This window comes from Bradyrhizobium sp. (assembly GCF_035484855.1).
GTDB lineage: Bacteria > Pseudomonadota > Alphaproteobacteria > Rhizobiales > Xanthobacteraceae > Bradyrhizobium.
In genome coordinates, this window is sequence record NZ_DATHOP010000031.1 from 13,647 (window position 1) to 38,095 (window position 24,449).

The 24,449-nt window shown below is 62.5% G+C and carries 23 protein-coding genes and 2 pseudogenes; 15 read left to right on the forward strand and 10 right to left on the reverse strand.

The genetic code is table 11. From position 1 onward, the window contains the following. Positions 1-99: 99 nt before the first annotated feature. Positions 100-1,074: a threonine dehydratase gene (locus VK804_RS03960; RefSeq protein WP_325368060.1), complete on the reverse strand. Its 975-nt coding sequence runs from the start codon at positions 1,072-1,074 to the stop codon at positions 100-102. Positions 1,075-1,196: 122 nt separating this feature from the next. Between VK804_RS03960 and VK804_RS03965 the strand changes: the two genes are divergently transcribed. Continuing rightward, on the forward strand, positions 1,197-2,030 hold the full coding sequence (locus tag VK804_RS03965) for a helix-turn-helix transcriptional regulator (protein ID WP_325368062.1): 834 nt from the start codon (positions 1,197-1,199) through the stop codon (positions 2,028-2,030). 52 nt (positions 2,031-2,082) lie between these two features. On the opposite strand, the gene VK804_RS03970 is transcribed toward VK804_RS03965, so the two are convergent. Further along, positions 2,083-2,805 carry a hypothetical protein gene (locus VK804_RS03970; RefSeq protein ID WP_325368064.1) on the reverse strand — a complete coding sequence of 241 codons (723 nt, stop codon included), beginning with the start codon at positions 2,803-2,805 and terminating at the stop codon, positions 2,083-2,085. 264 nt (positions 2,806-3,069) lie between these two features. On the opposite strand from VK804_RS03970, the gene VK804_RS33070 reads away from it, so the two are divergent. Beyond that, on the forward strand, positions 3,070-3,630 hold the full coding sequence (locus VK804_RS33070; RefSeq protein ID WP_325368066.1) for a hypothetical protein: 561 nt from the start codon (positions 3,070-3,072) through the stop codon (positions 3,628-3,630). A gap of 656 nt (positions 3,631-4,286) precedes the next feature. Beyond that, positions 4,287-4,538: a hypothetical protein gene (locus tag VK804_RS03980; RefSeq protein ID WP_325368068.1), complete on the forward strand. Its 252-nt coding sequence runs from the start codon at positions 4,287-4,289 to the stop codon at positions 4,536-4,538. A 281-nt stretch (positions 4,539-4,819) separates the two neighbouring features. Here the strand turns inward: VK804_RS03980 and VK804_RS03985 are convergent, their stop codons facing one another. Further along, the gene (locus VK804_RS03985) at positions 4,820-5,437 is read right to left on the reverse strand and encodes a LysE family translocator (protein WP_325368070.1); all 618 of its coding nucleotides are present in this window, start codon (positions 5,435-5,437) and stop codon (positions 4,820-4,822) included. A 407-nt stretch (positions 5,438-5,844) separates the two neighbouring features. Between VK804_RS03985 and VK804_RS03990 the strand changes: the two genes are divergently transcribed. Then, the gene (locus VK804_RS03990; RefSeq protein ID WP_325368072.1) at positions 5,845-6,495 is read left to right on the forward strand and encodes a TetR/AcrR family transcriptional regulator; all 651 of its coding nucleotides are present in this window, start codon (positions 5,845-5,847) and stop codon (positions 6,493-6,495) included. A 10-nt stretch (positions 6,496-6,505) separates the two neighbouring features. Here VK804_RS03990 and VK804_RS32945 read toward each other — a convergent pair whose 3' ends face one another. Next, positions 6,506-6,877, reverse strand: a complete 372-nt coding sequence (locus VK804_RS32945) for a hypothetical protein (protein WP_414642714.1) — start codon at positions 6,875-6,877, stop codon at positions 6,506-6,508. A 179-nt stretch (positions 6,878-7,056) separates the two neighbouring features. Here VK804_RS32945 and VK804_RS04000 point away from each other — a divergent pair, with 179 nt between their 5' ends. The 4 genes from VK804_RS04000 to VK804_RS04015 all read left to right on the forward strand — a co-directional run bounded on the left by VK804_RS04000 (position 7,057) and on the right by VK804_RS04015 (position 11,625). Then, a complete protein-coding gene (locus VK804_RS04000; RefSeq protein ID WP_325368074.1) occupies positions 7,057-7,527 on the forward strand; it encodes a MarR family winged helix-turn-helix transcriptional regulator in 471 nt (156 codons plus the stop codon). Then, positions 7,520-8,818, forward strand: a complete 1,299-nt coding sequence (locus tag VK804_RS04005) for an HlyD family secretion protein (RefSeq protein WP_325368076.1) — start codon at positions 7,520-7,522, stop codon at positions 8,816-8,818. The genes VK804_RS04000 and VK804_RS04005 overlap by 8 nt, the downstream gene beginning before the upstream one ends. Further along, a complete protein-coding gene (locus tag VK804_RS04010) occupies positions 8,811-10,349 on the forward strand; it encodes a DHA2 family efflux MFS transporter permease subunit (protein WP_325368078.1) in 1,539 nt (512 codons plus the stop codon). The genes VK804_RS04005 and VK804_RS04010 overlap by 8 nt, the downstream gene beginning before the upstream one ends. A 577-nt stretch (positions 10,350-10,926) precedes the next feature. Next, the gene (locus tag VK804_RS04015) at positions 10,927-11,625 is read left to right on the forward strand and encodes a gamma-glutamyl-gamma-aminobutyrate hydrolase family protein (RefSeq protein WP_325368080.1); all 699 of its coding nucleotides are present in this window, start codon (positions 10,927-10,929) and stop codon (positions 11,623-11,625) included. Between the two features lie 418 nt (positions 11,626-12,043). Here the strand turns inward: VK804_RS04015 and VK804_RS04020 are convergent, their stop codons facing one another. Then, positions 12,044-12,583 (reverse strand): hypothetical protein, encoded by a 540-nt coding sequence (locus VK804_RS04020; RefSeq protein WP_325368082.1) that lies wholly within the window; start codon positions 12,581-12,583, stop codon positions 12,044-12,046. 16 nt (positions 12,584-12,599) lie between these two features. Next, positions 12,600-14,036 carry a hypothetical protein gene (locus tag VK804_RS04025; protein ID WP_325368084.1) on the reverse strand — a complete coding sequence of 479 codons (1,437 nt, stop codon included), beginning with the start codon at positions 14,034-14,036 and terminating at the stop codon, positions 12,600-12,602. Between the two features lie 179 nt (positions 14,037-14,215). Here VK804_RS04025 and VK804_RS04030 point away from each other — a divergent pair, with 179 nt between their 5' ends. Further along, positions 14,216-15,442: an alpha-hydroxy acid oxidase gene (locus VK804_RS04030; protein WP_325368086.1), complete on the forward strand. Its 1,227-nt coding sequence runs from the start codon at positions 14,216-14,218 to the stop codon at positions 15,440-15,442. A 34-nt stretch (positions 15,443-15,476) separates the two neighbouring features. On the opposite strand, the gene VK804_RS32950 is transcribed toward VK804_RS04030, so the two are convergent. Further along, the gene (locus VK804_RS32950) at positions 15,477-15,734 is read right to left on the reverse strand and encodes a GCG_CRPN prefix-to-repeats domain-containing protein (RefSeq protein ID WP_414642715.1); all 258 of its coding nucleotides are present in this window, start codon (positions 15,732-15,734) and stop codon (positions 15,477-15,479) included. Positions 15,735-15,879: 145 nt separating this feature from the next. On the opposite strand from VK804_RS32950, the gene VK804_RS04035 reads away from it, so the two are divergent. The 3 genes and pseudogenes from VK804_RS04035 (at position 15,880) to VK804_RS04045 (ending at position 17,163) form a co-directional block, all read left to right on the forward strand. Then, complete coding sequence (locus VK804_RS04035) at positions 15,880-16,194, forward strand: metalloregulator ArsR/SmtB family transcription factor (protein WP_325368104.1); 315 nt, start codon at positions 15,880-15,882, stop codon at positions 16,192-16,194. Continuing rightward, positions 16,187-16,537 (forward strand): annotated as a pseudogene (locus VK804_RS04040) (SRPBCC family protein); the annotation flags it as partial. The gene VK804_RS04035 and the pseudogene VK804_RS04040, both read left to right, overlap by 8 nt. 114 nt (positions 16,538-16,651) lie before the next feature. After that, positions 16,652-17,163, forward strand: a pseudogene (locus VK804_RS04045) (SRPBCC family protein). Between the two features lie 182 nt (positions 17,164-17,345). Here VK804_RS04045 and VK804_RS04050 read toward each other — a convergent pair. After that, positions 17,346-18,869, reverse strand: coding sequence for an FAD-dependent oxidoreductase (locus VK804_RS04050; protein WP_325368088.1), 1,524 nt, complete (start codon positions 18,867-18,869; stop codon positions 17,346-17,348). 63 nt (positions 18,870-18,932) lie between these two features. Next, a complete protein-coding gene (locus VK804_RS04055; RefSeq protein WP_325368090.1) occupies positions 18,933-19,388 on the reverse strand; it encodes a GatB/YqeY domain-containing protein in 456 nt (151 codons plus the stop codon). Positions 19,389-19,515: 127 nt separating this feature from the next. Between VK804_RS04055 and VK804_RS04060 the strand changes: the two genes are divergently transcribed. The 3 genes from VK804_RS04060 to VK804_RS04070 all read left to right on the forward strand — a co-directional run bounded on the left by VK804_RS04060 (position 19,516) and on the right by VK804_RS04070 (position 22,144). After that, positions 19,516-20,028: a GNAT family N-acetyltransferase gene (locus tag VK804_RS04060; RefSeq protein WP_325368092.1), complete on the forward strand. Its 513-nt coding sequence runs from the start codon at positions 19,516-19,518 to the stop codon at positions 20,026-20,028. A 76-nt stretch (positions 20,029-20,104) separates the two neighbouring features. Beyond that, on the forward strand, positions 20,105-21,295 hold the full coding sequence (gene carA / locus VK804_RS04065; RefSeq protein ID WP_325368094.1) for a glutamine-hydrolyzing carbamoyl-phosphate synthase small subunit: 1,191 nt from the start codon (positions 20,105-20,107) through the stop codon (positions 21,293-21,295). Positions 21,296-21,613: 318 nt separating this feature from the next. Continuing rightward, entirely contained in the window at positions 21,614-22,144 is a 531-nt protein-coding gene (locus VK804_RS04070) for a hypothetical protein (protein WP_325368096.1), read from the forward strand. A gap of 93 nt (positions 22,145-22,237) precedes the next feature. On the opposite strand, the gene VK804_RS04075 is transcribed toward VK804_RS04070, so the two are convergent. After that, a partial coding sequence (locus VK804_RS04075) for an efflux RND transporter permease subunit (RefSeq protein ID WP_325368098.1) occupies positions 22,238-24,449 on the reverse strand: 2,212 nt, incomplete at its 5' end.

Genomic DNA, 24,449 nt, shown 5'->3' on the forward strand with positions numbered 1-24,449 from the left:
CTTGTCTGGCGCGTGCGCCCGAACCAACGTCGACCCAGGCCATTTCACCGAAGACGATGCGGCGGACAGCTTGGCACGGGTTTGGAGCTTTTTCGGACATCAGGCGGCAGGCGTCTCGCCGCGCAGAATCTGCGCAAAGACGGCCATGTCGATATTGCCACCCGACAGGATCAGGCCGACGCGCTTGCCGGCATAGCGATTCTTTTCTTTCAGCAGCGCCGCAAGCGGCGCGGCGCCGGCGCCCTCGGCCAGATTGTGGGTCGTGGTGTAGTAGATGCGGACGGCCTGCGCGATATCATCCTCGCTGACCGCAACGACGCGTGCGGCGCCGGCGGCGATGATCTCGAACGCCTCCGGTTGCGGGTCGCGGCACGCCATTCCGTCGGCGAATGTCCGCGCCGAGTTGGCCTTGATGGGGCGGCCCGCTTCGAACGACAATGCAAACGCCGGCGCGTTTTCGGCGACGACGCCGACAATCTCGGTTTTGAGCCCGAGAAGGTCCCGCAATGTGATCAGGCCGCAGATCCCCGAGCCCATGCCGATCGGCACATAGACCACGTCGAGGTCGGGGCAGGCTGTGAACAGCTCATGGGCGCAGGTCGCCACACCCTTCACGAGTTCGCGGTGAAAAGCCGGGACGAAATGATAGCCGCGCTCACACTGGATTTGCTCGGCGACAACGCGGCTTTCGTCAAAGTCCTTACCGGCCGTCAGCAACTGGCCGCCGAAGGCCTTCATGGCGGCGTTCTTTTCGCTCGAATTGCCGTTGGGGACCACGATGATCGACGGAATGCCGCTGCGCGCCGCCGCGATCGCGACGGACTGGCCATGATTGCCGGTTGTGGCCGTGACCAGCCCCTTTAGCGCGGCACCGGAACGGCGCAAGGCCTCGATATAGACCAGCATGCCGCGGGCCTTGAACGATCCGGTCGGGGTGTGGTTCTCGTGCTTGACGATGACCTCAGCGCCGGTTCTTTCGGCGAGCAACGGCCAGGCGTAAGCGGGGGTCGGCGGCACCAGGGTGCGAACCCTCGCCGTGGTGGCCTCGAGCTCGTCCAGCGTGAACAGCGGCATGTCTTGTCCCCTCGCCATCGATCCCGACCGATAGCGCGATCGGGTCGTCGGCGCTTTCAAGAATCTGACCCAAAATATTCCGGACGCACTGATTGCGGCCGGGATTTGCGATAGGATGGGGCATGCAAGGCATCATGCACGAAGCCGCAAACCAGCATGCATCACGGCCGCGCCGCTGCGCCGTGCCGGGCTCGTGGTGCGCCGAGTTGCTGCCGCGTCATCCGTATCAGGCGGCCTACACGGCTGATCTGCCGGTCATAGGCTTTGCCTTCGACGGCCAGGTCGGCGTCCACGCCTTTGGCAGCGACCGCAAGGCCGCCTTTCGCGCAAGAGCCAACGGGCTCGCCTATGTGCCGGCAGGTTGCGATGTCTACTCGCAGTCAAGGCACGGCGGCGAGTACCTGAAGATCACGGTTGAAAAGCAGCAGCACGAAGAACCGTGGCCGTGGCCGCGGCGTTTCAGCGATGTCATCGACCCGGTCGCGATTGACACTGCGCAACAGCTGCGCCGCCTTCTATTAGCGGGCGATCGGATCGATGAACTGCAATGCGAACGACTGGTCGATACGTTGAAGCAGCGGACGATTCATGTCCTGGGTGGCTATTCCATCGAGCCCGCTGCCCGATGCTGGATGACGCCGCGCCGGTTGAGACTCATCGAGGACCTGATCGAGGCAAGGCTGGATGCGAAGCTCACGGTTCAAGAGCTGGCCGGCGCGTTGCGGCTTTCCGCCGGCTTCTTCTGCCGCGCCTTCCACGCGGCCGTCGGCCAGGCGCCGCACGATTACATCATCGATCGCCGGGTTTCACGCGCGAGAACGCTGCTGCGGAATGCCGCGCTCGACCTGGGCGGGATCGCGCACGCATCGGGTTTTGCCTCCCACGCCCACATGACGGCTACCTTCCGCAAGCGGCTCGGCGTCACTCCCAGCGAGTTCCGAAGGCATTTGGATTAATGGGCCAATGTGCCGTCGATCATGATCGGCGAAAGCGGTCGCGCAACGGCCGCTACTGACGGTCGGAGCTAGCCGGCGCCATTACCCATCTGGTCAGCGCATCCGTGCGTGCTTGGTAGCTCTCCGGCCGGGCGGGGAGCTTCAACATCGGGAACCGCCACAAACCTGCCAACTGATCGACTAACTCCGCATACGCGACAATCATCCGATCGGCGCCTTCGACGCCGGAAAGGGCGCGCGCCTGCATCCATGGTGTGTGCTTGAATGATTCAATCAGGTAGCTCTCCCAGGCCGGCCCGCGCAGGCGATTGATCTCCCTGATGGCTTGCAGGGGATTGCTCTCCTGGAAGTAGACCAACCGGGGTTGCACCAAAGCCAGCCGATCCTGCAAATCCGACCAGAACTGCAGTATCGTCGCCTGAGGCGCGTCCAGCTGAAAAAGCACCCGAACCGTGCTCTGTATGGGATGGCTCTCAAAGACGTACAGCACATCACATCCGGCGCTCTCCAGGAAAGATTCCAGCCTGTCAAGCGCTGCGGCGGCAAACGAATCCGTCGAGTGTATCTCGTGAATGTCCGCGAACGCTGCTCCCATCCGGTCGGGCGCACCCACCAGCAGGGGATGATCTTGAGCGGTCTCGGCGAATACCCGGCTATTGGAAAGAAAGTCGCCGACGGCCTTCGCCGCCGTGCTCTTGCCGGAACCCGGAAGGCCATCGATGAACAGGATATTCGGGTGCGGGATCGACGTCGGCATCGAGGTGGTCGAGATCATGCCATTCCCCCAACATCCCCCGGCACGGGGGCAGCCCGCCATGGAACCTCTCCTATCGCCCGATTGCGGCGGAACCGCAAGCCGAGGCGTTTGGACGCGCGGACCTTGCGGTTTGGTCGGTCGGGGCCAGACCAGAAGCCTGGTCGCTCGCCCGACAGGTCGGTTCTTCTATCCCGGGCGGCCTGTTAGCTCGTTCTAGGCTAACTGCGTCGGCTTTGCTGGATGCGCCGTCTTCGGATGGTGGTCGTGCAGGTACGAGGCCAAATGGTTTCGAATGACAACTTCGCCTGCCACAGCCGTTTCGAAGAGTCTCTCCTGCACGTCGCGAGGGAAGTCGGACCACAATGCGAGCGCGGCCTTGCCCAACAAGCGTTCGAATTCGTGAGTCGAGTTATTCATCATCACCAGACCTCGCCGTTCAAAAAGGGTCCCGTCCAGGCGCGGGCGAGCAATGTAATCACTGCGGAAACGGGCAAACACCGGCACCTGCCGTTAACCACCGCGATCCCGGTGGACGAACTCTCGATGAACTTCGCGTCCCAGCGCATTGACCACAGATATCTCAAGGTCCTGATCGTCGCGGAGGCTCTCGCTGCGGAAGTGCCGGACAATTTCCCTGCAGTGCTCAATGGCTTCGGCCTTTGTATCGAACTCCGTCCCGACTATATCCCTGTGCGGGACGCCATCTTTCATATCGAAGAAAAACTTCTGCATCGCTGTTACCTCTGGAGACACCAATCCGCCGTGTCAGTATTCGTTCCGATGTCCTCGCCGAGCACAATAACGAACCGCCGCTCGTCACCCGCTTGCTCTCGAAAGAAATAGCCCCAGCGCCGAACGACCCCCTTATTTGGCGAATTGTGTCTTATTGACCAGACGAGGCGCCGCTCACATCGCTAGATTGGGTTTGCGCCCGGCATCGAAACTGACCCCAAACTTACTCAACCCTGTTTCGGCACCCAGCCCCTTTCGTGCAGGGCTTTAGTTTGAGTGAGCCTCATGCCTCCCCTCGACGCCGTACAACAGCGGTCGAAATCCCTGGATCGCACTCTTTCGCTCATCGCGGCACTTCTTGTCGTCGCAATCATCCTGGTTGCGCGATATTGATCTCAATCGCGGCGATCGCAGAAAGGCGGCGTTAGCCGCAGCCGTTAAATCTGCGAATGTGAGCAATATTGACCGCCGACTCCGGAACTGGAGTGGCAAAATTTGCCAGTCATCCGCATCACGCGGTGCCCGACCAAGGTGGCTACCATGCCGTCAGTCGCTCGCGAATGGCCGCCAGACCCAACGCTCTACAGCAAAGCGGAACTTGTTGAGCATAGACGCAACATTCTGCGCTATGCCCGCTCGTTTCCGCCGGGCCCCGAACGAAATAAGCATCGGCACATTGCGTCGTTGTTTCGCGCGCTCTGCCGGAACGAGACGTGGCTCGACGGGCATACGCCTGAGGGCGCTGGCGGTTACCCCAGGAGGCAACCATGAACCCAAGAGGTGCAGTTTTTCAGCCCGAACTGATCGAATTGATGAAGTCCGTGCTCGACGATGTCACGGCAATGCTTCCCGAAGCGAAGCGCACGTCGTCGATGAAAGCCGAGATCGCTTCCCAGATTCTTGCGTATGCCGCAAAGGGCGAGCGAGACCCCATCGCGCTCAAAATGGCCGGTCTGCAGGCCGTCGTGGAAGGTACACACTACTCGCACGATATTTCGCCGGAGCGTCGGGCCGTCTGAGCGCGCCCGATCTCGCGGAGCCTCTATCGGTTGGCGTGCGACACCCACGCGCCCCGGTCCTGGGAAAGTGAGCCGCCGCCGACATTCGCCCATATGCCGCTGCCAAAGAGCAACAAAGCGAGACTGAGTCCGAGTATTTGCGACATTTGCAAACTCCGTGTTGGACCCACAATCCCCACGGACCCAAAATGTTCCCCCTTGACGTGAAGCAGCCGCCAACTGAGACAGCCTTGCTGGCCAATTCATGGAACCGGAGAGCGGCCTCACGATCGGTCCGCGCTTCACCGCGCCCGGGTCAGCGCCAGCCAGACGCCGCCGCCGAGCATGACGCCGCCGGACAGCCGCGACAGCGCCTTCGTCCGCCGCGCCGAGAAGAAGTGGCGCGCGCGGCCTGCCAGCAATGCGTAGACGGCGTCCGTCATGCCGGCGATCACCATGAAGGTGACGCCGAGCAGCGTCACCTGCGAAACGTGATCCCGGCTCATGTCCATGAACTGCGGAATGAAGGCGCCGAAGAATATCATCACCTTCGGGTTGGAAAGCAGCACCACAAACCCTTGCAGGAAAAATCCGCCGCGCGGCGGCCGCGGCGGTTCGTCGGCCTTGACGGCTTCGGCCGGAAAACGGATCAGCCTGATGCCGAGCCAGACCAGATAGGCGGCACCGGCAAAGCGCACCCAGTCGAACCAGTAGCCCATGGTCGCCATCAGCGAGGTCAGCCCGACCGCGACGATGCCGATCACGATGGCGAGCCCCGCCTGGACGCCCAGGATGTTGGTCAGCGCCGCGCGCGTGCCATAGCGCAGGCCATTGGCGATCATCAGCGTCACGACCGGGCCCGGCAGCAGCGCGAGGCCGATGCAGGCGGCGACGAAGGCGAGGTAGAGGTGGACGGACATGGCGGGACTCGCGTGAGGTTGAAATGAATTTCGATTATGCACTAAATGCCGCGAGGAAGAACCCGCGCTCCTCCCTCCCCCCGACCCGCCCCGCCCCGCCCCGCCCCGCCCCAAGAGCCGCCGAGGGGGCTGTGCTCGGCGGCTCCGTGCGGCGACCGTTAATGGGACGGGAGGTTTTTCGCCGGCGCTAACGGTGAATTCTTGAAGGTCGTTTCAGATACCGGCTCACGTTCCGTCGGCATCCTCCCCTTGCTGGCGACCCGTCCCGCGGCGTGCGCAAGTATTCGGCGCTTGTGCGATTCATGTTACGAACAGTTGCGACCCGGAAATTAAAACTATACTGTATCGTTTACATAACCCAATTTCTGCTGCCTGACAAGGGGCTTTGGATGGCGAAGGAAGCAACCATGATAGCGACGCGCCCTGCCCGGCGGGGCGGCGGCGGCCGACCGACCCGCGAGGAGGCCGTGCGGCGTGACGCGCGCCTGCTCGAGGTCGCAACCAGGCTGTTCATGGAGCGGGGTTTCGACTGCACGTCGATCGACGCGGTCGCGGAGACGGCCGGCGTCAGCAAGCCGACCGTCTATGCGCGTTACCATGACAAGCGCGATCTGTTCACGGCCGTGCTGCGGGCCACGATTCAACGCTGGCTCGCTCCCCTGTCGGCGGCGGCCGAGGCCGCCAAGGTCAACCCAAGGAGCGTCGAGACGACGCTGCACGATCTCAGCCGGCACCTGCTGGCCCATTCTTCGACACCGGAGGTGGTGATGCTGCGCCGAACGCTTGCGGCGCAGGCCATCCAGTTTCCGGAACTGGCAAAGCTCGCGCATGAAGAGGGTTGGCAGCGCGGGGTTCGGGCCGTCGCAATCCTGCTGCAGCAATTTGCCGACCGCGGCCAGATCAAGACCGAGGACCCTGCCATGGCGGCCGACCTGTTCCTCAGTCTTGTGCTGGGGAATTCCGACAAACTCCATGGCATCACAACCCCTGCAAAGATTCAGGAACAGCGCAGACAGGCTGCCGTCAAACTGTTCTTGAACGGCGTGAGGCCTCGCTGAAAACCTGCATCTACCCTTGCGTGAATTTCACGGTTGAGACAGGCCGCTTTCCAGGGTGACCTTTGATGGAGAGCCGCAGGCCGTGGAAATCGTCAAGCCAGACGGCTTCTACCGTCCCCGCCGTCCCGTCGGTGAGGGTCACGGCCTTGCCGACGAACTGCGCTTCCGCCTCCCCGACCGTGTGAAGAATCGTCAGCGCCAGCCGCCGCCCCAAGTTCGTGATGTCGGCCTCGCCTCTCATCGCGACGTTGCGGATCTTCGATAACGAAATCCGCTCAGCAACGCGAGCGAGCGTTTCGTTTCCGGCGGAAGGTTCGTTTTGGAACTCATGCCGCTCCATGGCTGCACCTTGTTCCACAACGTGGCGTCCATCTTTCGGCATCGAAAATCCTCCTTGCCAGCCGTCTGAATCGATAGTATATAAACGATACAGTTTGGTTTAATTAACAGCTAACGGTAGGAACGCTGTTTGTAAAGTTCTTCTCAAGCGGGGCTGCGCGCCCGTCGCGGAACCCAGTCCCGTGCCGAACTCGCGCCCCTTACCCGGAAGGTTGAAGACAAGTGGAAGTCGATTCGCCCACGCTCGGATTCCTGCTGCACGAGGTCGCCCGGTTGCTCAGAAAGAGATTTGAGCAGAATGCGCACGGTTCCGGGCTGACCCGGTCGCAATGGCAGGTGCTGACGTATCTGGCCCAAAACGAAGGGATCAACCAAAGCGGATTGGCGGAGCTCCTTGACGTGGAGCCGATCACGCTTAGCCGCATCGTGGACAGACTTCAGTCGCTCGGATTGATCGAACGGCATCCGCACCCGTCCGACCGGCGGGTCTGGATTCTTCGTCTCACCTGGGCCGCGCGTCCGAAGCTGACGGAGGGCAGAAAGTTCAGCGACAGGACGAGCAGCGAGGCCCTTGCAGGGATTTCCGATAGCGAGGGGCTGCACCTGCTGAAGACACTACAAGCGTTGAAATCAAATCTCACGGACGCGTGCGACTCGTCGGTGGCAGGACAAAAGCGAGCAACTCATGGCTGATCCACGCGAAATCAATCCGAAACTCGGGAGTGCCGACGTGGGGCAAGGCGGCCCTTCCGGTCCGAGCGAGAAGATCTATCGTTTGGCGCGCCGCCTACCGGATGCGAGGGAAGGCTCCGCCACGGATCAGGTTGACAGGCCGGAATTCAAGGCTCGGCCGGACGACCGCAAGCCCGAGCCAAAGCCGCCGCACGAACCGCCTCTTGTTGCCGCGGCGACTGATTCCGTAACATCGAAAAAATCGCTGCGGCGACCCCTGATGTTCGCGCTGTTGCCTGTGGTGCTCCTGGTCGGCGGATATTTTTATGTGACCGGCGGTGCCGTGATGTCCACGGACAATGCCTATGTGCAGGCCGACATGGTCGGATTATCGACCGATGTCTCCGGAATCGTCACACAAGTCCTGGTCCACGATAATCAAAAGGTCGCCAAAGGCGAAATCCTGTTCAAGCTGGACCCTCTGCAGTTTCAACTGGCGCTGGATCGCGCGGAGGCTCAGATCGGAAGTACGCGGAACGATCTCGTCGCGCTGCAGGCCAGCTATCGCAACATGCAGGCCCAGGTCGAACAGGCGCAGAAGGATGTCGACTTCAACATGGTCAACTTCCAGCGCCAGGAGCAATTGATCGCCAACAACTTCACGCCAAAGGCCACCTTCGATGCCGCCCGCAACACCCTGCAAGGGTCGCAGCAGAAGCTTGCCTCGTTGAATGCGCAGCTTGCCGGCATTGCCGCAAACCTCAACGGCGACCCCGACGCGCCGATCGAAGCCCATCCCAGGTACAAGGATGCGGTAGCCGCGCGCGACGAGGCCGCGCGCCAGCTTGCGCACACCATCGTACGAGCGCCGTTCGCCGGCATCGTGACCAACGTGCCGTCGCTGCAGCCCGGCCAGTACCTTGCCGCCGCCGCATCGGCATTCAACATCGTTTCGACCGATCATGTCTGGGTTCAGGCCAGCCCGAAGGAAACCGAACTGACCTACGTCAAGCCCGGGCAAAAAGTCACGGTCGACGTCGATACCTATCCGGACGAGCGATGGGCCGGAACGGTCGACAGCATAAGCCCGGCATCTGCCTCGAGTTTCTCCTTGCTTCCGGCCGAGAATACCAGCGGCAACTGGGTCAAGGTCGTCCAACGCATTCCAATGCGCATCCGTGTCAACAATGCGCCCGGCAAACCGCCGCTGCGCGTCGGCATGAGCGTGGAGGTGAATGTCGACACCGGACATGCCCGCGGATTTCCCGGTTTCCTAACCGGTCTCTTCGGATCGGGGGCTGAACATGGCTGATGCGTCTGCGAATACGCAGCCGATCAACCGGCCCGCGGTTACCCTGTGTGTCATTCTCGCCGTCATCATGCAGGCGCTGGATACGACGATCGCCAACGTCGCGCTTCCCTATATGCAGGGCAGCGTGTCGGCGAGCGCAGATCAGATCAATTGGGTGCTGACCTCCTATATCGTGGCCGCGGCCATCATGACCCCACCATCGGGGTTTCTCGCCAACCGGTTCGGCCGCAAACGAGTCCTGATGGTGGCCGTCGTCGGCTTCGTGCTTGCATCCGTGCTGTGCGGCGTTGCGCAATCGCTGGTCGAGATCGTGGCTTTCAGATTGCTGCAGGGATTTTTCGGCGCCGCCCTCGTTCCACTTGGCCAGTCTGTTCTGCTCGACATCTATACGGTGGAGGAACGCGGGTCCGCGATGGCCGTATTCGGCGTATCGGTGATGGTGGGGCCCGTACTGGGGCCGGTGATCGGCGGCTGGCTGACCGACCACTACAGCTGGCGATGGGTGTTCTATATCAACGTGCCTTTGGGCGTGCTCGCATTCGCCGGCATATCGTTCTTTCTGAGGGAGACCAGGACCAGCGCCGCAGCGAAGCTTGATTGGCTCGGATTCGGCAGCCTGAGCCTCGCTATCGCCGCCATGCAGGTGTTTCTGGACCGGGGCGCGCAACTCGACTGGTTCTCTTCCGTCGAAATTCTGATCGAGGCGGTGGTCTGCGGATCGGCGCTTTACGTCTTCCTCGTCCATACCTTCACGGCGAAGAACTCCTTCGTGAATCCCAGGCTGTTTCTCGATCGCAATTTCTCCGTCGGGGTGCTGTTCATCTTCATTGTCGGGATAACTTATCTGGCGTCGCTGGCGCTGTTGACGCCCTATTTGCAGACGCTGATGGGCTATCCCGTGGTGACCGCGGGGATCGTGATGGGCCCGCGCGGCCTCGGCACCATGGCTTGCATGTTCCTGGTCGGCCGCCTGATCGGACGGATCGATATCAGGCTGCTGCTCATGACCGGACTGCTGCTGACCGCCTGGGCCATGTACGACATGACCGGATGGAATCAGAACGTCTCGCAGTGGACCATCGCGGTAACCGGATTCATCCAGGGCGCCGGACTTGGATTCCTGTTCGTCCCGCTCACGACGGTGACGTTCGCCACGCTCGCACCTGAACAGCGCACCGATGCTACCGGTCTCTACAACCTGTCGCGGAACGTCGGCTCCAGCGTGGGAATATCGGTGGTCTCCTATCTGCTGACCAGAAACAATCAGGTCAATCACGCCACCATCGCCAGCCATGTCACGGCATTCAATCACGCGTTCGACAACGGCGCCGTGCGGCAGGCTTTGAGTCCCTGGACCGCGGGCGGACGCGCGGCACTTGATCAGGTCATCCAAACGCAGGCTTCAGTCATCAGCTACATCGACGATTTCAAACTGATGATGATCCTTTCGCTTGCCGCCATTCCCCTCGTCCTGCTGCTGCGCAGCGCGCCTGCGTCCGGCGAAAGCGACCATGCGATGGTGATGGAATAAGCGGCGTTTCTCGTACGCTCCTTCTGCTCGTAGGGCTCGCGAATGTCGCTTTGATTTTTTTGCTGTACCGGGTGTCAGTCGCGGGTAGTCACGGCGTGCCTGCGGCTGGGGGGAAAGCTGCATGATTTGTCGGCGACCAGCGCTCGGGTCGAGGCCGAGCAGGATCGGAATGGGGCCCGTTAGAGGCCTGGAGACTTTTGGACGCTATGTGAAAGGAGAGGAAGTGGGAAGGTTGTTGCTTGCTCAATCGGATCGTCTAGCGGAACTTGAGGCTGAGGTTACGCGGCTGCGCGAGCGGGTCGCCGAGTTGTCTTTGCAAAAACAGTTGCTTGGGGATTTGCTTAATTGTTCCTGAGGCTGTGCCGAATTGACACCACTCTTCGCACTTCGACAGAGGCCTCCGAAGAACCTGTCGATCCAAAAAAGCCGTGACGGTTACTAAACCCTCGGTTGACGGCGAGGGACGGGTGCGTAACACTCCGTGGATGTCTGTCTCGCCGACATCCTCGTATTCCCTGCCCAGTGCGGGCAAACAAGCGTCAGCCTTGTTGTCCCGGCCACCAGCGGACCAGCGCCCATGCCCAGCAGACCCCGAATAGCCGTCATCCTGGATGAGAACACGAGTGGCGACGCAACTCGCTATGAGATTTCGAAAAACTACTTCCGGGCGATATGCGATGCCGGAGGGTTGCCGTTTGGCATTCCCTACATTGTCGAGATGGTGGACATCGTCATACGAGAGTTCGATGGCGTGCTTTCGGTAGGCGGCCGCTTCGCCTGCCCCGACGAATGGTACCTCCCCGGTCAAGTTTCGAAGGCGCCTCCCTCAGAACGCTTTGCTGTGGAGCGAGCTATCGTCCAAGCCTATGTGGCTCAGGGTAAGCCGGTACTCGGCATCTGTGCGGGAATGCAGATGCTCGCCTGTCTCAACGGATGTCTACTCGCGCCGGATGTGCAAGCTTTTGTGCCAAATGCCCTTGAGCACGATAAACGAGGCCAGCTTCATAAAATAAGAATAGTGGAGGGATCGAGACTCGCCGGAATGATTGGTGCGCAAGACCTCCAGGTGAATACGTTCCATCGAGAAGCCGTCGCTCAGTTAGGCAAGGGTGTCATTGCAAGCGCACATTCCGAGGATGGCGTCGTCGAGGCAATCGAGGTTTCGTCGCACCCGTTTGCTGTCGGACTTCAATGGCACCAGGAGCTCTTTGCGACCGTCGAGCACGCTGGAAACGAAGTTTTTAGAGCTTTCGTCAGCGCCTGCTCCGGTGAATGAGCGAACCCTCTGACTAACCGGGCGGCCATCATCGCGCCCTTCCGCGCGTTGGCGCTAGGAACCCACGTTACTTACGATCCGGGTCGGATAGTCGGGAAACACGCCGGGCATCTGGCTTCCGGCCTTGCTTGCGGCGAGCGCGGCTTAAGCTGCGGAGTAAGCGTCACGAATACCGAGAAGGCCGCGCAAGCGGCTTTCTTTTTTGCTTACGGATGCAGCGCGCAAGATCACTCAGGAGATTTGCTTTTTGGCCGTCCCACGAGCAGACTCAGAGTACGGAAATCTCCCGATTCAGCTCAAAAATATCGAAAAACGCCTACACAGTTCCTACACAGGCGTTTTGATGCCGATTTACATTAAACAAATCAGCACCTTAAAAAGGCCTAAGCTCCCTCACGGGGGAGAAGGAAGGCCGCGCTCACTGCCCACCATTCATCGCGGCCGTCATCCAACGCGCCATCTCGCCGGTCGTCAGAAAATCCAGCGCCGCGCGCTCGACGCCGGCGGCATTGCCCTTGCCCTGCGCGACCGCCACCATGAGGTCGCAGCGGTGCGACACCGCGATGCCGACGGCGGTGTGGCGGGAGCCATCGGCCATGGTGAGATCATAGGCGCGGATGCGGCCGAGCATATCGGCGACGCGGATCACCTTGCCGGCCTCGAGCGGAACAAACCGCTCGCTCATCAGGTCGAGATCGGCGACGCGGTCGACCTCGTCGTCATCGGCGACGCCGGAATCACAATTGCAGAAGCCGATCTTCGGCCGCACATAGACCTCGATTTCGTCGCCGCAGGCCTCCGTGGCGCAGCGAAAGGCGCGGCCCGCCGGCCAGCCGTCGCGCGGGAACGGCCAGGCGATCTCGCGCCAGCCGTCGATGGCCGAGCGCGCGGGCACGCTGCCGGCGATCCCCGCCAGCAGGCACATCGCAATAGCAAACGCGATCGGCGCTGTTCGCATCTCGCCTCGCTCCACCTCAAGGCAGCCCGGCCACCTTGCGCGCGTCGCCGGTCAATTCCAGGACATGCAACCCGGTATTGGCACGATCGACGATGTAGATATAGCCGCGGTCGTCGGTCTCGACATTGTTGGTCTGGATCGCCACCTTGCAGCGGTCCTTGCCGTCGATGGTGACGCAGCGCTTGTCGGTCGAAGCCGTGATCGAGGGGATGAAATAGCCGACCTCGGTCGGATGATAGGGATCGCGGATGTCGAGCGCGCGGACGCCGGCATTGAAGAAGGCGATGAAGGCCATCTTCTTGTAAAACACCGGCGCCATGCTCTCGTTGGAGGAATGCGAGCCGAACCGCCCGCCCCGTTCGCAGAACGAGCCGCTCGCTTCCGGCACCGTATAGCTCGAGATCATCATCGGGCGGTTTTCCACGGTGACGTCGGCGAACCACACCATCTGCCGCGGCTCGTTGCATTCGTTGAGGATCGCCTCGTCGACGATCATGACGATGTCGCGGCTCTTGCCGTCCTTGTCCTTGGCAAATTCGGCGATCGGCATGCCCTTCATCGGGAACGTGGTGTGGGCGCCGTTGAAGGCCGACATCGCGAGCCGCGAGATTTCCGGATAACGCAGATTATCCGGCGTCGGCTCCTTCGGCCCATTGATCAGCTTGTCGCGGTCGACGATCTGCAGAAAACCGCCCTTGTCGGTGCCGTAGCCGAAATAGACGCGGTTGCCTTGCGGTCCGAGCGAGATCGGCCCGTGTACCTCGGTCGGCACCGCGCCGGTCGCGCCCGGCTCCTGGCCGGGAAGGCCGAAGTCGCGGATTTTCACCGGGTGCGCGGGGTCGCTGAGGTCGTAGACCTGCGTCATGCGGCGGGTGCGCCAGCTCGGCTCGCCCGACACCAGGAAGGCGATGCCGGTGTCGCATTCCCACCAGCTCTTGTGCGTGTCCTTCAACCCACCGAGCCTCGTAATCAGCACCGGATTGGCGGGGTCGGCGACGTTCCAGATCTCGTGCGCCTCGCCGCCAAAAGTGCGCAGCATGTAGACCGCGTTGGGATCGCCCTTGGGCAGCGACTTGCCGTCGCAGACCCGCACCATCTGCGCGCCGCCGGATTCATAGGTTCCCGACTGCCCGGGGATATGGCGCAGATATTTCGGATGCGCGGGATCGGTGACGTCGACGATCGAGGTGCCGTTCGGCTCGGCCTTGCCGGTCATCGGATTGACCGGGTCGGGAACAGCGTCGGTGCCGCCATGGTGACCGATATAGGCGATCCAGCGGTCGCCCTGGTGATGGATGGTCGGCTGATAGGCGCTGCGGGCCTGCAGGTCGTTGTATCCAACCAATTTCATGTTGGAGGCTTCGGGCGGAGCCCCGATCACCTGTGACTGCGCGTAAGCGCCGCTGCAGGAAATGAAAGTGACGCTGAGAATTGTGGCGAGTTTGACGCTCATGCTTTTTTCCACCCGGGCTGTTGCAACCAATCTTCGCTGGCTGATTTTGGTGGCGGCATCATAGCCAAGCCCGGCGGGATTGCACTACGTCCCGGCACGGCGAATGCGGGAGGGTGCGATGCAGCGTGCTGTGGCGCCGGGAATGAGCGAATATCCCGCTCCTTTCCGGGGAGGCACCGATGTCGCATCCACCTCACCTCGCCAGCCGCCGCCTGTTGCTGCAATTTTTGGCGGCGAGCCCGCTGTTCGCGCACAGGGCCCTGGCTGAAGGCGTGCGTCCATCGGATCCGGTGGAATGGGCGCCGCGGGAGCTCGACAAACCGATTACCGATCCCAGGCAGGCCCTGGATGTTTTCGACTTCGAGCCGGTCATGAAGCAGAATGTTCCGCCGGCGCATTTCGGCTACATGGCCACCGGAGTCGACGACGAAACCACTCTGCGCGCCAACCGCGAGGGTTTCCGAAAATTCGCGCTGCGGCCGCGGCGGCTGGTCGATGTCAGCAGCGTTGACACCAGCGCCGAAATTTTTGGCGTCAAATACGACAGCCCGATCGTGATCGCGCCGACCGGCAGCAATCGCGCCTTTCACCCCGATGGCGAGATCGCGGTCGCCAGGGCGGCGAAGGCCGGCAATCATCTGCAAATCCTGTCCACGGTGGCCACGACCTCGATCGAGGACGCCATGGCCGCGCGCGGCGCGCCTGTGTGGTTTCAGCTCTACACGACGCAACGCTGGGAGGTCGCCGAAGCCCTGGTGAAGCGGGCGCAAGCCGCGGGCGCGCCCGCTATCGCGGTGACGCTCGATGTGAGAACGCCGGCGAAATGGGGCACGTTCGTCAGATTGCGGCGAACCGATACGCGCGACTGCGGAACCTGCCACGGCGTCAACGACTATCTGTCGCGCAAGCCGAATTTTTCCGGCATCGATCTGGGCGGCGTCAGTTCGACCGTCGTCACCAACCTGAATTGGGACGCAGTCAAACGCCTGCGCGATATCGTCAAGGTAAAACTCGTGCTCAAGGGCATTCTCGCCTGCGAGGACGCCAAGCTCGCCGCGGACAGCGGCGTCGACGCGATCGTGGTCTCCAACCATGGCGGGCGCGTGGAAGACGGTGTCGGCGCGACCATCGAGGTACTGCCGGAAATCGTCGAGGCCACAGGTGGCCGCATCCCGGTCCTGGTCGACAGCGGCTTTCGCCGCGGCAGCGACATCGTCAAGGCGCTGGCGATCGGTGCCAAGGCGGTCTGCATCGGACGGCCCTATCTGTGGGGGCTCGGCGCGTTCGGTGAGGCGGGCGTCGAGCGCGTGCTGACCATCCTGCGCGCCGAGACCCGCATTGCCATGCAGCAGCTCGGCGCGCCGTCGCTGAAGGATCTCGTTCCGGCGATGGTGCGGCGGGTTTAGCGCCGAGCCGCCAAGCCACCGCGGTCAGAGCGGCTCAGTAAGCCCAGCAGCGGTGCCGCCCCGGGTGCCAACGAAGTCCCGGCCCGCAGACTACTCCGGCCGGGGGAGCAACTACGACCACAGCTCCGGGCTCAACCACGACGGCGCCTCCGTTGAGGTAGCAACGACCATCCGGACCACGATGGGCGCCACGGCCGCAACCTTCCGCGGCCTGGGCACTGAAGCTCGTGAAGCACAACATCGCGGCGAAAGCCGATAGCGTGAGGATCTTTCTGGTCATTTCCTTGGTCATCCTTCCGTTTGAGTCAAAGCATGATTGTGTTCGACGTTATACGCTCCATCAGTGTGCTCATTTCCCGATGAACTCCATATGAACGATCGCTAGCCGAAAAATGCGCTCTTGACATGCAACCAATTGGTTGCCTATTATGACCACCATGGATGAGGTGTTCAAGGCGCTGGCCGATGCTTCCCGACGGTCGCTGCTGGACCGGCTCCACGCCAAAAACGGACAAACCCTCAACGAACTCTGCGACGGCCTCGCCATGACGCGGCAGGCGGTCACAAAACACCTTGCGATCCTGGAAGCGGCCAACCTCGTCACCACGATCAGGCATGGCCGCGAGAAGCTGCACTATCTCAATCCGGTGCCTATCCACCAGATCGGCGAGCGGTGGATCAGGAAATTCGAGCGCGGCAAGCTGACCGCGCTCAGCGAATTGAAACGACAACTGGAGAAGCGCGATGAGTAAGCCGGAGTTCGTCTATGTCACCTATATCGAGACCACGCCGGAACAATTGTGGCAGGCGCTGACATCAAGCGAATTCTCGCGACGCTACTGGTTTAACACCGAGCTGCAATCCGACTTCAAGGTCGGCTCGCCATTCGCACTGGTCATGAACGGCACCACCACCGATGTCGGCGAAATCCTGGAGGCCGATCCGCCGCGGCGGCTGTCCTACACCTTTCACCATGTGCTCGATGATGAGATGCGCAAGGAGCCGCCGACCAAGGTGGTGTTCACGCTCGAACCATACGGCCCTGTGGTGAAGCTGACGCTCACCCATGAGAATTTCGCCGCCGGCGGCAAGCTGCTCGACGGTATTTCCAGGGGATGGCCGGCAATCCTGGCCAGCCTGAAAAGCCTGCTGGAAAAAGGCACTGCGCTGGCGATCCCCGATCGCCGCGCTCGGCATCGAGGGAATGCAATGAACATCAATCACTTCAAGCCGGCCATCGTCTACACCATCTCATCGCATCTACGCCGAAGCAGGTGTGGCAGGCGCTGACCTCGCCCGAGTTTTCGCGAAAATATTTTTTCGGCAATACGGTCGAGGTCGAGTTGAAAGTCGGCGGCGCCTACATCGTCCGTCAGCCAGACGGTAAGCTGCATATCAGTGGCGAGGTGATCGAGTGCGATCCGCCGCGCAAGCTCGCGTTCACCTTCAACGTCAACTGGCCGGCGCTGATCGACAAGCTCGGCGCAACGCTCGTGAGCTACGAGATCGAGCCCGCCGGCGATGCCGTCCGGCTCACCATGACCGAATCGCACGACCGGCCGCTCAGCGACGACATTCTCTCCGGCGGCCGTTCGGGCTGGCCCGCGATCCTGTCGAGCCTGAAGAGTCTTTTGGAAACCGGTGAAGCGCTGACAATCAAGATGGCGCCGCCACAGAAGATGCTGGCAGCGCTGCAGGCGATCGGAATCGGGACGCCATGAGCGTGAGACAAGTGGAAAGGCGCACGCTGCGAGCGCTCCCTCGCCCCGCTCTTCGCGGGGAGAGGGTTGGGGTGAGGGGCTCTCTCAGCGAGCACGACTCGCTGAGAGAGCCTCTCACCCGCCCGGCTTCGCTGCGCTTCGCCGGACGGCCTCTCCCCGCAAACGCGGGGAGAGGCAAAGAATCACCGGGTCGCCCGCTCCATCGCAAGCTCCGCCTCGAGGCTTGCGAGATCGCGATAGATCGAGGCGACCGCGAGCACGCGTCCGCCGCTTTTGTATTGCAGCAGGCAATCCCTGGCGGCGATATCGCCGTCGATGGCGATCTCGTCCCACTTCTCGGCGTGGCCGACATAATTGATCGGCACGTCGTAGTGCTGGCTCCAGAAGAACGGCACCGCATCGAAGGTTTCGCGCTGGCCGAGCATGTTGCGCGCGACGGTCTGGCCCTGGCGTTCCGCCACCACCCAGTGCTCGACGCGGAGGTTCTCGCGGGAATAGGAACCGGGCCAGCGCGCGATATCGCCGGCCGCGTAGATGCCCGGAACGCTGGTCTCAAGATGGGCATTGACGCTGACGCCGCGGTCGATCGCGAGCCCCGCGTTTTCGGCCAATGCGAGCCGCGGCCGCACGCCGACGCCGATCACCACGAAATCTGCCTCGATCACCACACCGCTCCTGAGCGTGGCGCGCTTACCCTCCATTCCGGTCACGGTATCGCCGAGATGAAAGACGACGCCGTGCTCCTCGTGCAGCGCGCGGACGAAATCGCCCATCGCGCGACCGAGCACGCGTTCCATCGGCCGTTGCTCAAGGCCAACGACGTGGACCTCGATATTCCTCGCGCGCAAGGCGGCTGCGGCCTCAAGCCCGATAAAACTTGCGCCGATCACGATCGCGCGGCGCGCGCCGCTGGCGGCTGCGATGATCGCTCGGCAATCGGCCAGCGAGCGCAAAACATGGAGGCGCGCCTGGTCCGCGCCCGGGATCGGCAGCCGCACCGGCTCCGCGCCGGTTGCAAGCAACAGCCGGTCATAGGCAACCACTTCGCCGCCGGCGAGGATCACGTTGCGAGCCTTGACGTCGATCGAGGCGACTTCAGTTTTGAGCCGCAGGTCGATCTTGGCCTCGGCGTAAAAATCATCCGGCCTTAGCGGCAGCCAGTCCTCCGGCGCGCTGCCGGCGAGATAGTCCTTCGACAGGTTCGGCCGATCCACGGGGGCTGCCGCCTCGCTGCTCAGCATCACGATGTCGCCCTGAAAATCCTGCCGCCGCAGCATCTCGGCGGCGGCAAATCCCGCGGCACCCCCGCCGACGATTACGATCTTGCCGGGCGCATCAACCACACCTTTCACGCGCGGCTTCGGCTGCTCGAGCTTCTGCCGCACCACGATGCGGTCGCCTTCCCGCTCGACCTTCCAGACCGAAAGCGGTGTGAGCGCCGGCGCGCGGGCGGCCTCGCCGGTGCGCAGGTCGAAACAGGCGTGATGCCAGGGACAATGGATGTTCTCGCCATCGACCAGGCCGTCTGCGAGCGGACCGTGATAATGGCTGCAATGGGCGTCGATCGCGAAAATCTCCGATCCCGAACGCACCAGCACCACGTCGTCGTCGCCGACATGGCCGAGCAGCATCGCGCCGGAGAATTCCGAGAGCGCTATGCCCTTCGACAGATCGGGTCCGGAGGGCTTGTCCTGTTGATCGGCCATTGCTTGATCTCCAATAAATTCCTGATCTGCAATAAACGCGCGATCTCCAGCAAAGTTCTTGGACTACCCCGTCAGCGCCGCCTTCACCAGCCCGCTGGCTTTGCCGAAATCCATCTGCCCCGCGTATTTCGCCCGCAGCGCGCCGATCACCTTGCCCATATCCTTCATGCCGGCGGCGCCGGTCTCGGAGATCGCGGCCGATATCGCGGCCTGGATGTCATCTTCCGACATCTGCTTCGGCAGATAGGCTTGGATGATCGCGATCTCCTCACGCTCCCCGGCCGCGAGCTCGGCGCGGCCGCCCTTGTCGTAGAGCTCGACGGATTCCTGGCGCTGTTTTATCATTTTCTGGAACACGCCAAGGAGATCGGCATCGCTCAGCGGCGGCTTGCCCTCCCCGCGCGCGGCGATATCGGCGTTCTTGATGGTCGAATTGACCATGCGCAAGGTGGAGAGCTTGCGCTCCTCCTTGGCCCGCATCGCGTCCTTGACCGCATTGTTGATGTCGTCACGCAGCATCGTCCTGAAGTCCCCTCGCAAAGGTCACGGAAACCCCTGATCTAGGCGTTATCGGCTTCCGAAACAACTCGGTTGGCAAGGCGGCGGCTGACGTTTATCTACCCCGGTGACCATTCCGGGAGCCGCCGTGACCACGCCATATCCGCCACAGATCAGGCTGCTGACGCCGGAAGACGCGCCGCGCTATCGCGACATCCGCCTCGAAGGCTTGCAGCAGGATCCGGATGCGTTTTCCTCGACGTTCGAGCGCGAGAGCGCGATGCCGCTGTCCTGGTTCGAAGAGCGCATCGTCAACGGCAATGTCTTCGGCGCGTTTGCTGGCAGCGAGTTGCTTGGCGTCGCCGGCTACTGGCCGCAGCAAGGCGTCAAGGTCAGCCACAAGGCTACCCTGTGGGGCATGTATGTGCGCCAGACGGCGCGCAAATTGGGCCTCGGCCGGCGCCTGGTGGAGGCCGTCGTCAGCCATGCCACGGGCCGGGTCGAGCAGCTTCAACTCGGCGTCGCCGGCGACAACGAGGCCGCCTGCCGGCTCTACCGGAACACGGGATTTTCCGAATATGGCCGCGAAATGAAGGCCTTGAAGCAGGACGGGCGCTATTCCGACGAGATCCTGATGGTCAGGTTCCTCGCGCGCGACTGAGCCCCGCGGAAAGTGCATGTGAATCCGCGACTTGCGGCTTTGACTGCGCGCCCTTGCGCGACTATTTAGAGGCCTCATGACACACATCGAAAACGCCTCAGCCTGGCCGGAACACGTTCCGACCGCGCTCCTCGTGCTGGCCGACGGCACCGTGCTGGAAGGTTTCGGCCTCGGCGCCGAGGGACACGCGGTCGGCGAAGTCTGCTTCAACACCGCGATGACCGGCTATGAGGAGATCCTCACCGATCCCTCCTATGCCGGGCAGTTGATCACCTTCACCTTCCCCCATATCGGCAATGTCGGCACCAACGACGAGGATATCGAGACGGTGAACATGGCGGCGACGCCGGGCGCGCGCGGCGTGATCCTGCGCGCCGCCATCAGCGATCCCTCGAACTACCGCGCCACGCGGCATCTCGACCAATGGCTGAAGGCGCGCGGCATCATCGGCCTGTCCGGCATCGACACCCGCGCGCTGACCGCCTTGATCCGGCAGAAGGGCATGCCCAACGCCGTGATCGCTCACGCCAAGGACGGCCAGTTCGACCTGCACGGGTTGAAGGAAGAGGCGCGCGAGTGGCCGGGCCTCGAAGGCATGGACCTGGTGCCGATGGTCACCTCCGCCCAGCGCTTCGACTGGGATGAGACCCCATGGGCCTGGGAAAAAGGCTTTGGCCGGCAGACCGCGCCCGAGTTCAACGTCGTCGCCATCGACTACGGCATCAAGCGCAACATCCTGCGGCTGCTCGCCGGCGTCGGCTGCAAGGTCACGGTGGTGCCGGCGACCACCCCGGCCGAAGATATTCTCGCGATGAAGCCCGACGGCGTGTTCCTGTCGAACGGCCCCGGCGATCCCGCCGCGACTGGCAAATACGCGGTGCCGGTGATCCAGCAAGTGATCTCGTCCGGCACGCCGACATTTGGAATCTGCCTCGGCCACCAGATGCTGGGCCTGGCCGTCGGCGCCAAGACCAAAAAGATGCATCAAGGCCATCACGGCGCCAATCATCCGGTCAAGGACGAGACCACCGGCAAGGTCGAGATCACCTCGATGAACCACGGCTTTGCGGTGGACCAGGCGACGCTGCCGAAGGGCGCCACCCAAACCCATATCTCGCTGTTCGACGGCTCCAATTGCGGCATCCAGCTGGACGGCAAGCCGGTGTTCTCGGTGCAGTACCACCCGGAAGCTTCTCCGGGTCCGCGCGACTCGCATTATCTGTTCACGCGGTTCGCCGATTTGATGCGGGCGAACAAGAGCGCGTAAGACAGCAGCAACGTCCGGCGTCATCCCCGCGCAACGGCTTCGCCGTTGTCGCTGGAGGTGCGAGCCTCTTCGGCGAGCCTCGAAGGATGAGAAGCTTGCACCCCGTGTCGCATCCTTCGAGGCGCGTCCGGCGGCGCAATCGCGCCGCCGGACGCGCACCTCAGGATGACGGCGGAGTGCACAACTCGCATTGTCATCACTGCCTCCACCGTGATGCCCGGATCAAGTCCGGGCATGACGGCAACGCGAAAATCTCGAGGGAACACCCGACGCTGACATCGGTTGAATCCGCGTCTATCCTGTGAGCGGAGCATTGCCATGTCGGTCGTCAGCGCTGATATCGAACCCCTCGCCTTCGTCTTTAGAGACGACGGGCTCGTGCCCAACAATCCCCTGCCGTTCCTGGTCTACAAGGGCGTAGTCGACGCCGGCAACGGCCACCCCGAAAAAACCATCGAGGGCCTGTTCGGCGCCAATGGCTGGGGCGACATGTGGCGCAACGGGGTCTACGATTTCCTGCATTATCACGCCACCGTGCATGAGGCGCTCGGCATCGCCCGCGGTCATGCGCGGGTGCGCTTCGGCGGCGACCATGGCCGTGAATTCGAGATTGAAGCCGGCGACGTCGCCATCCTGCCGGCCGGTACCGGGCATCAATGCATCTCGGCGAGTGCGGATTTTTCCGTGGTCGGGGCCTATCCGCCCGGAGCAAAAATGCAGGTGACGCGGCCGACCCCGGAAAATCACGCAAGGGCGCTGAAGACGATCCCGCAGGTCAAGCTGCCGAAGGCGGATCCGGTGATGGGAGAGGATGGCCCGCTGGTCAGGCTATGGAGGCACAAACCGTAGGGTGGGCATTCTTCATGCCCACCGACCGACGCGGGGAATGCCGATGGTGGGCATGGAGAATGCCCACCCTACGCAATCTGACTTGAACCTCGTCTATTCCGCCGCGATTTTCTGCGAACCATCTTCCGTCGCATCCCCGGCATCCTCGCGTTTGCCGGTCTGCATCCAGCGCGTCAGCGCATTGGAGAGATTGTCGAGATAGAGATAGACCACCGGCGTCGTGAACAGCGTCAGCGCCTGGCTGACCAGGAGGCCGCCGACCATCGCATAGCCGAGCGGCTGGCGGATTTCCGATCCCGTCCCGGTCCCCAGCATCAGCGGCACGCCGCCGAGCAGCGCCGCCATCGTCGTCATCATGATCGGCCGAAACCGCAAGACGGCGGCCTTGCGGATCGATTCCCGCGGCGACAGATGCTGCTCGCGTTCGGCCGCGATCGCGAAGTCGACCATCATGATGCCGTTCTTCTTGACGATGCCGATCAGGAGGATGATGCCGATCAATGCGATCAGGCTGAAGTCATAGCCGAAGGCCATCAGGATCGCGAGCGCGCCGACGCCGGCCGACGGCAGCGTCGAGAGAATGGTCAGCGGGTGAATGTAGCTCTCATAGAGAATGCCGAGGATCAGGTACACCACGACCAGCGCCGCCAGGATCAGCAGCGGCACGGTGCCGAGCGATTGCTGAAACGCCTGCGCGGTGCCCTGAAAGCTCGAGCTGACCGTGGCCGGCGCGCCGATATCGTACACCGCCTTCTGGACCGCATCGGTGGCCTGGCCGAGCGCGACGTTCTCGCCGAGATTGAAGCTGATGGTGGTGGCCGGAAACTGGCCCTGGTGGGCGATCGAAAGCGGGCGCACCGGTATCGTGGTCCATTTGCAAAACACCGACAGCGGCACCTGACCGCCGGTGAGCGGCGACGTGATGTAGAGATTGTCGAGCGTATCGACCTTGCCCTGCAGCTCCGGCGTGATTTCCAGCACCACGTGATAGCTGTTGAGCTGGGTGAAATACTGGGTGACCTGGCGCTGGCCGAACGCGTCATACAGCGTGTCGTCGATCAGTTGCGGCTGGATGCCGTAGCGCGAGGCGGTGTCGCGATCGATCGTCATCGTCAGCGTGGTGCCCTGGCTCTGCTGGTCGGTGGCGACGTCGCGCAATTGCGGCAGCTTCTGCATCGCGGCCAGGATCTTCGGCGCCCATTCGTTGAGCTCGTCGAGGTTGGCGTCCTGCAGCGTGAATTCGAACTGCGTGCGCGTGGCGCGGCCGCCGAGGCGCACGTCCTGCGAGGCCTGCATATAGAGCCGGGCGCCCTGGACCTTGTCCAGCTTCGGGCGCAGCCGAGAGATGATCTGCTGCGCATTGACGTCGCGCTCGTCATGCGGCTTCAGCGTCACATACATGCGGCCGGAATTGAGCGCGGTGCCGCCGCCGCCGATGAACATCGCGATGCTGTCGACGGCGGGATCGGCCAGCACGATCTGGCTCAGTTCTTCCTGATGCCGCTTCATGTCGGCAAACGAGATATCCTGCGATGCTTCCGACGTTCCGGTGAGGAAGCCGTTGTCCTGCTGCGGAAAGAAGCCCTTGGGAATGATGACGAACAGATAGACTGATAGCGCCAGCGTTGCGAAGAAGACGCAGAGCGTGATCCGTTTCCAGCGCAGCGCCCGGTCGAGGCCGTGCTCATAGGCGTTCAGCATCCTGTCGAAGGCGCGTTCGCTCCATTGATAGAACCTGCCGTGCCTGGTTTCATCGCGCGCGCGCAGGAAGCGCGACGCCATCATCGGCGTCAGCGTCAGCGACACCAGCAGCGAGACGAAGATCGCCATCGCCAGCGTCACCGCGAATTCGCGGAACAGCCGTCCGATGATGCCGCCCATCAAGAGCAGCGGGATCAGCACCGCCACCAGCGAAACGCTGATCGACACGATGGTGAAGCCGATTTCGCTGGCGCCCTTGAAGGCGGCGGCGAGCGGCCTTTCGCCTTCCTCGACATAGCGCGTGATGTTCTCCAGCATCACGATGGCGTCGTCGACGACGAAGCCGACGGCGATCGTCAGCGCCATCAATGACAGGTTATCCAGGGTATAGCCGAACACCCACATCAGCGCGCAGGCGCCGAGCAACGCAAGCGGCACGGTCACCGTAGGAGTGACCGTCGCCCAGAAACTGCGCAGGAAGATGAAAATGACCATGACGACCAGCGCGATGGTCAAGAGCAGTGTGAACTGGACGTCCTCGACGGCGGCGCGGATGGTCTGGGTGCGGTCGCTGATCAGTTCGATCTTGATCGCCGGCGGGATC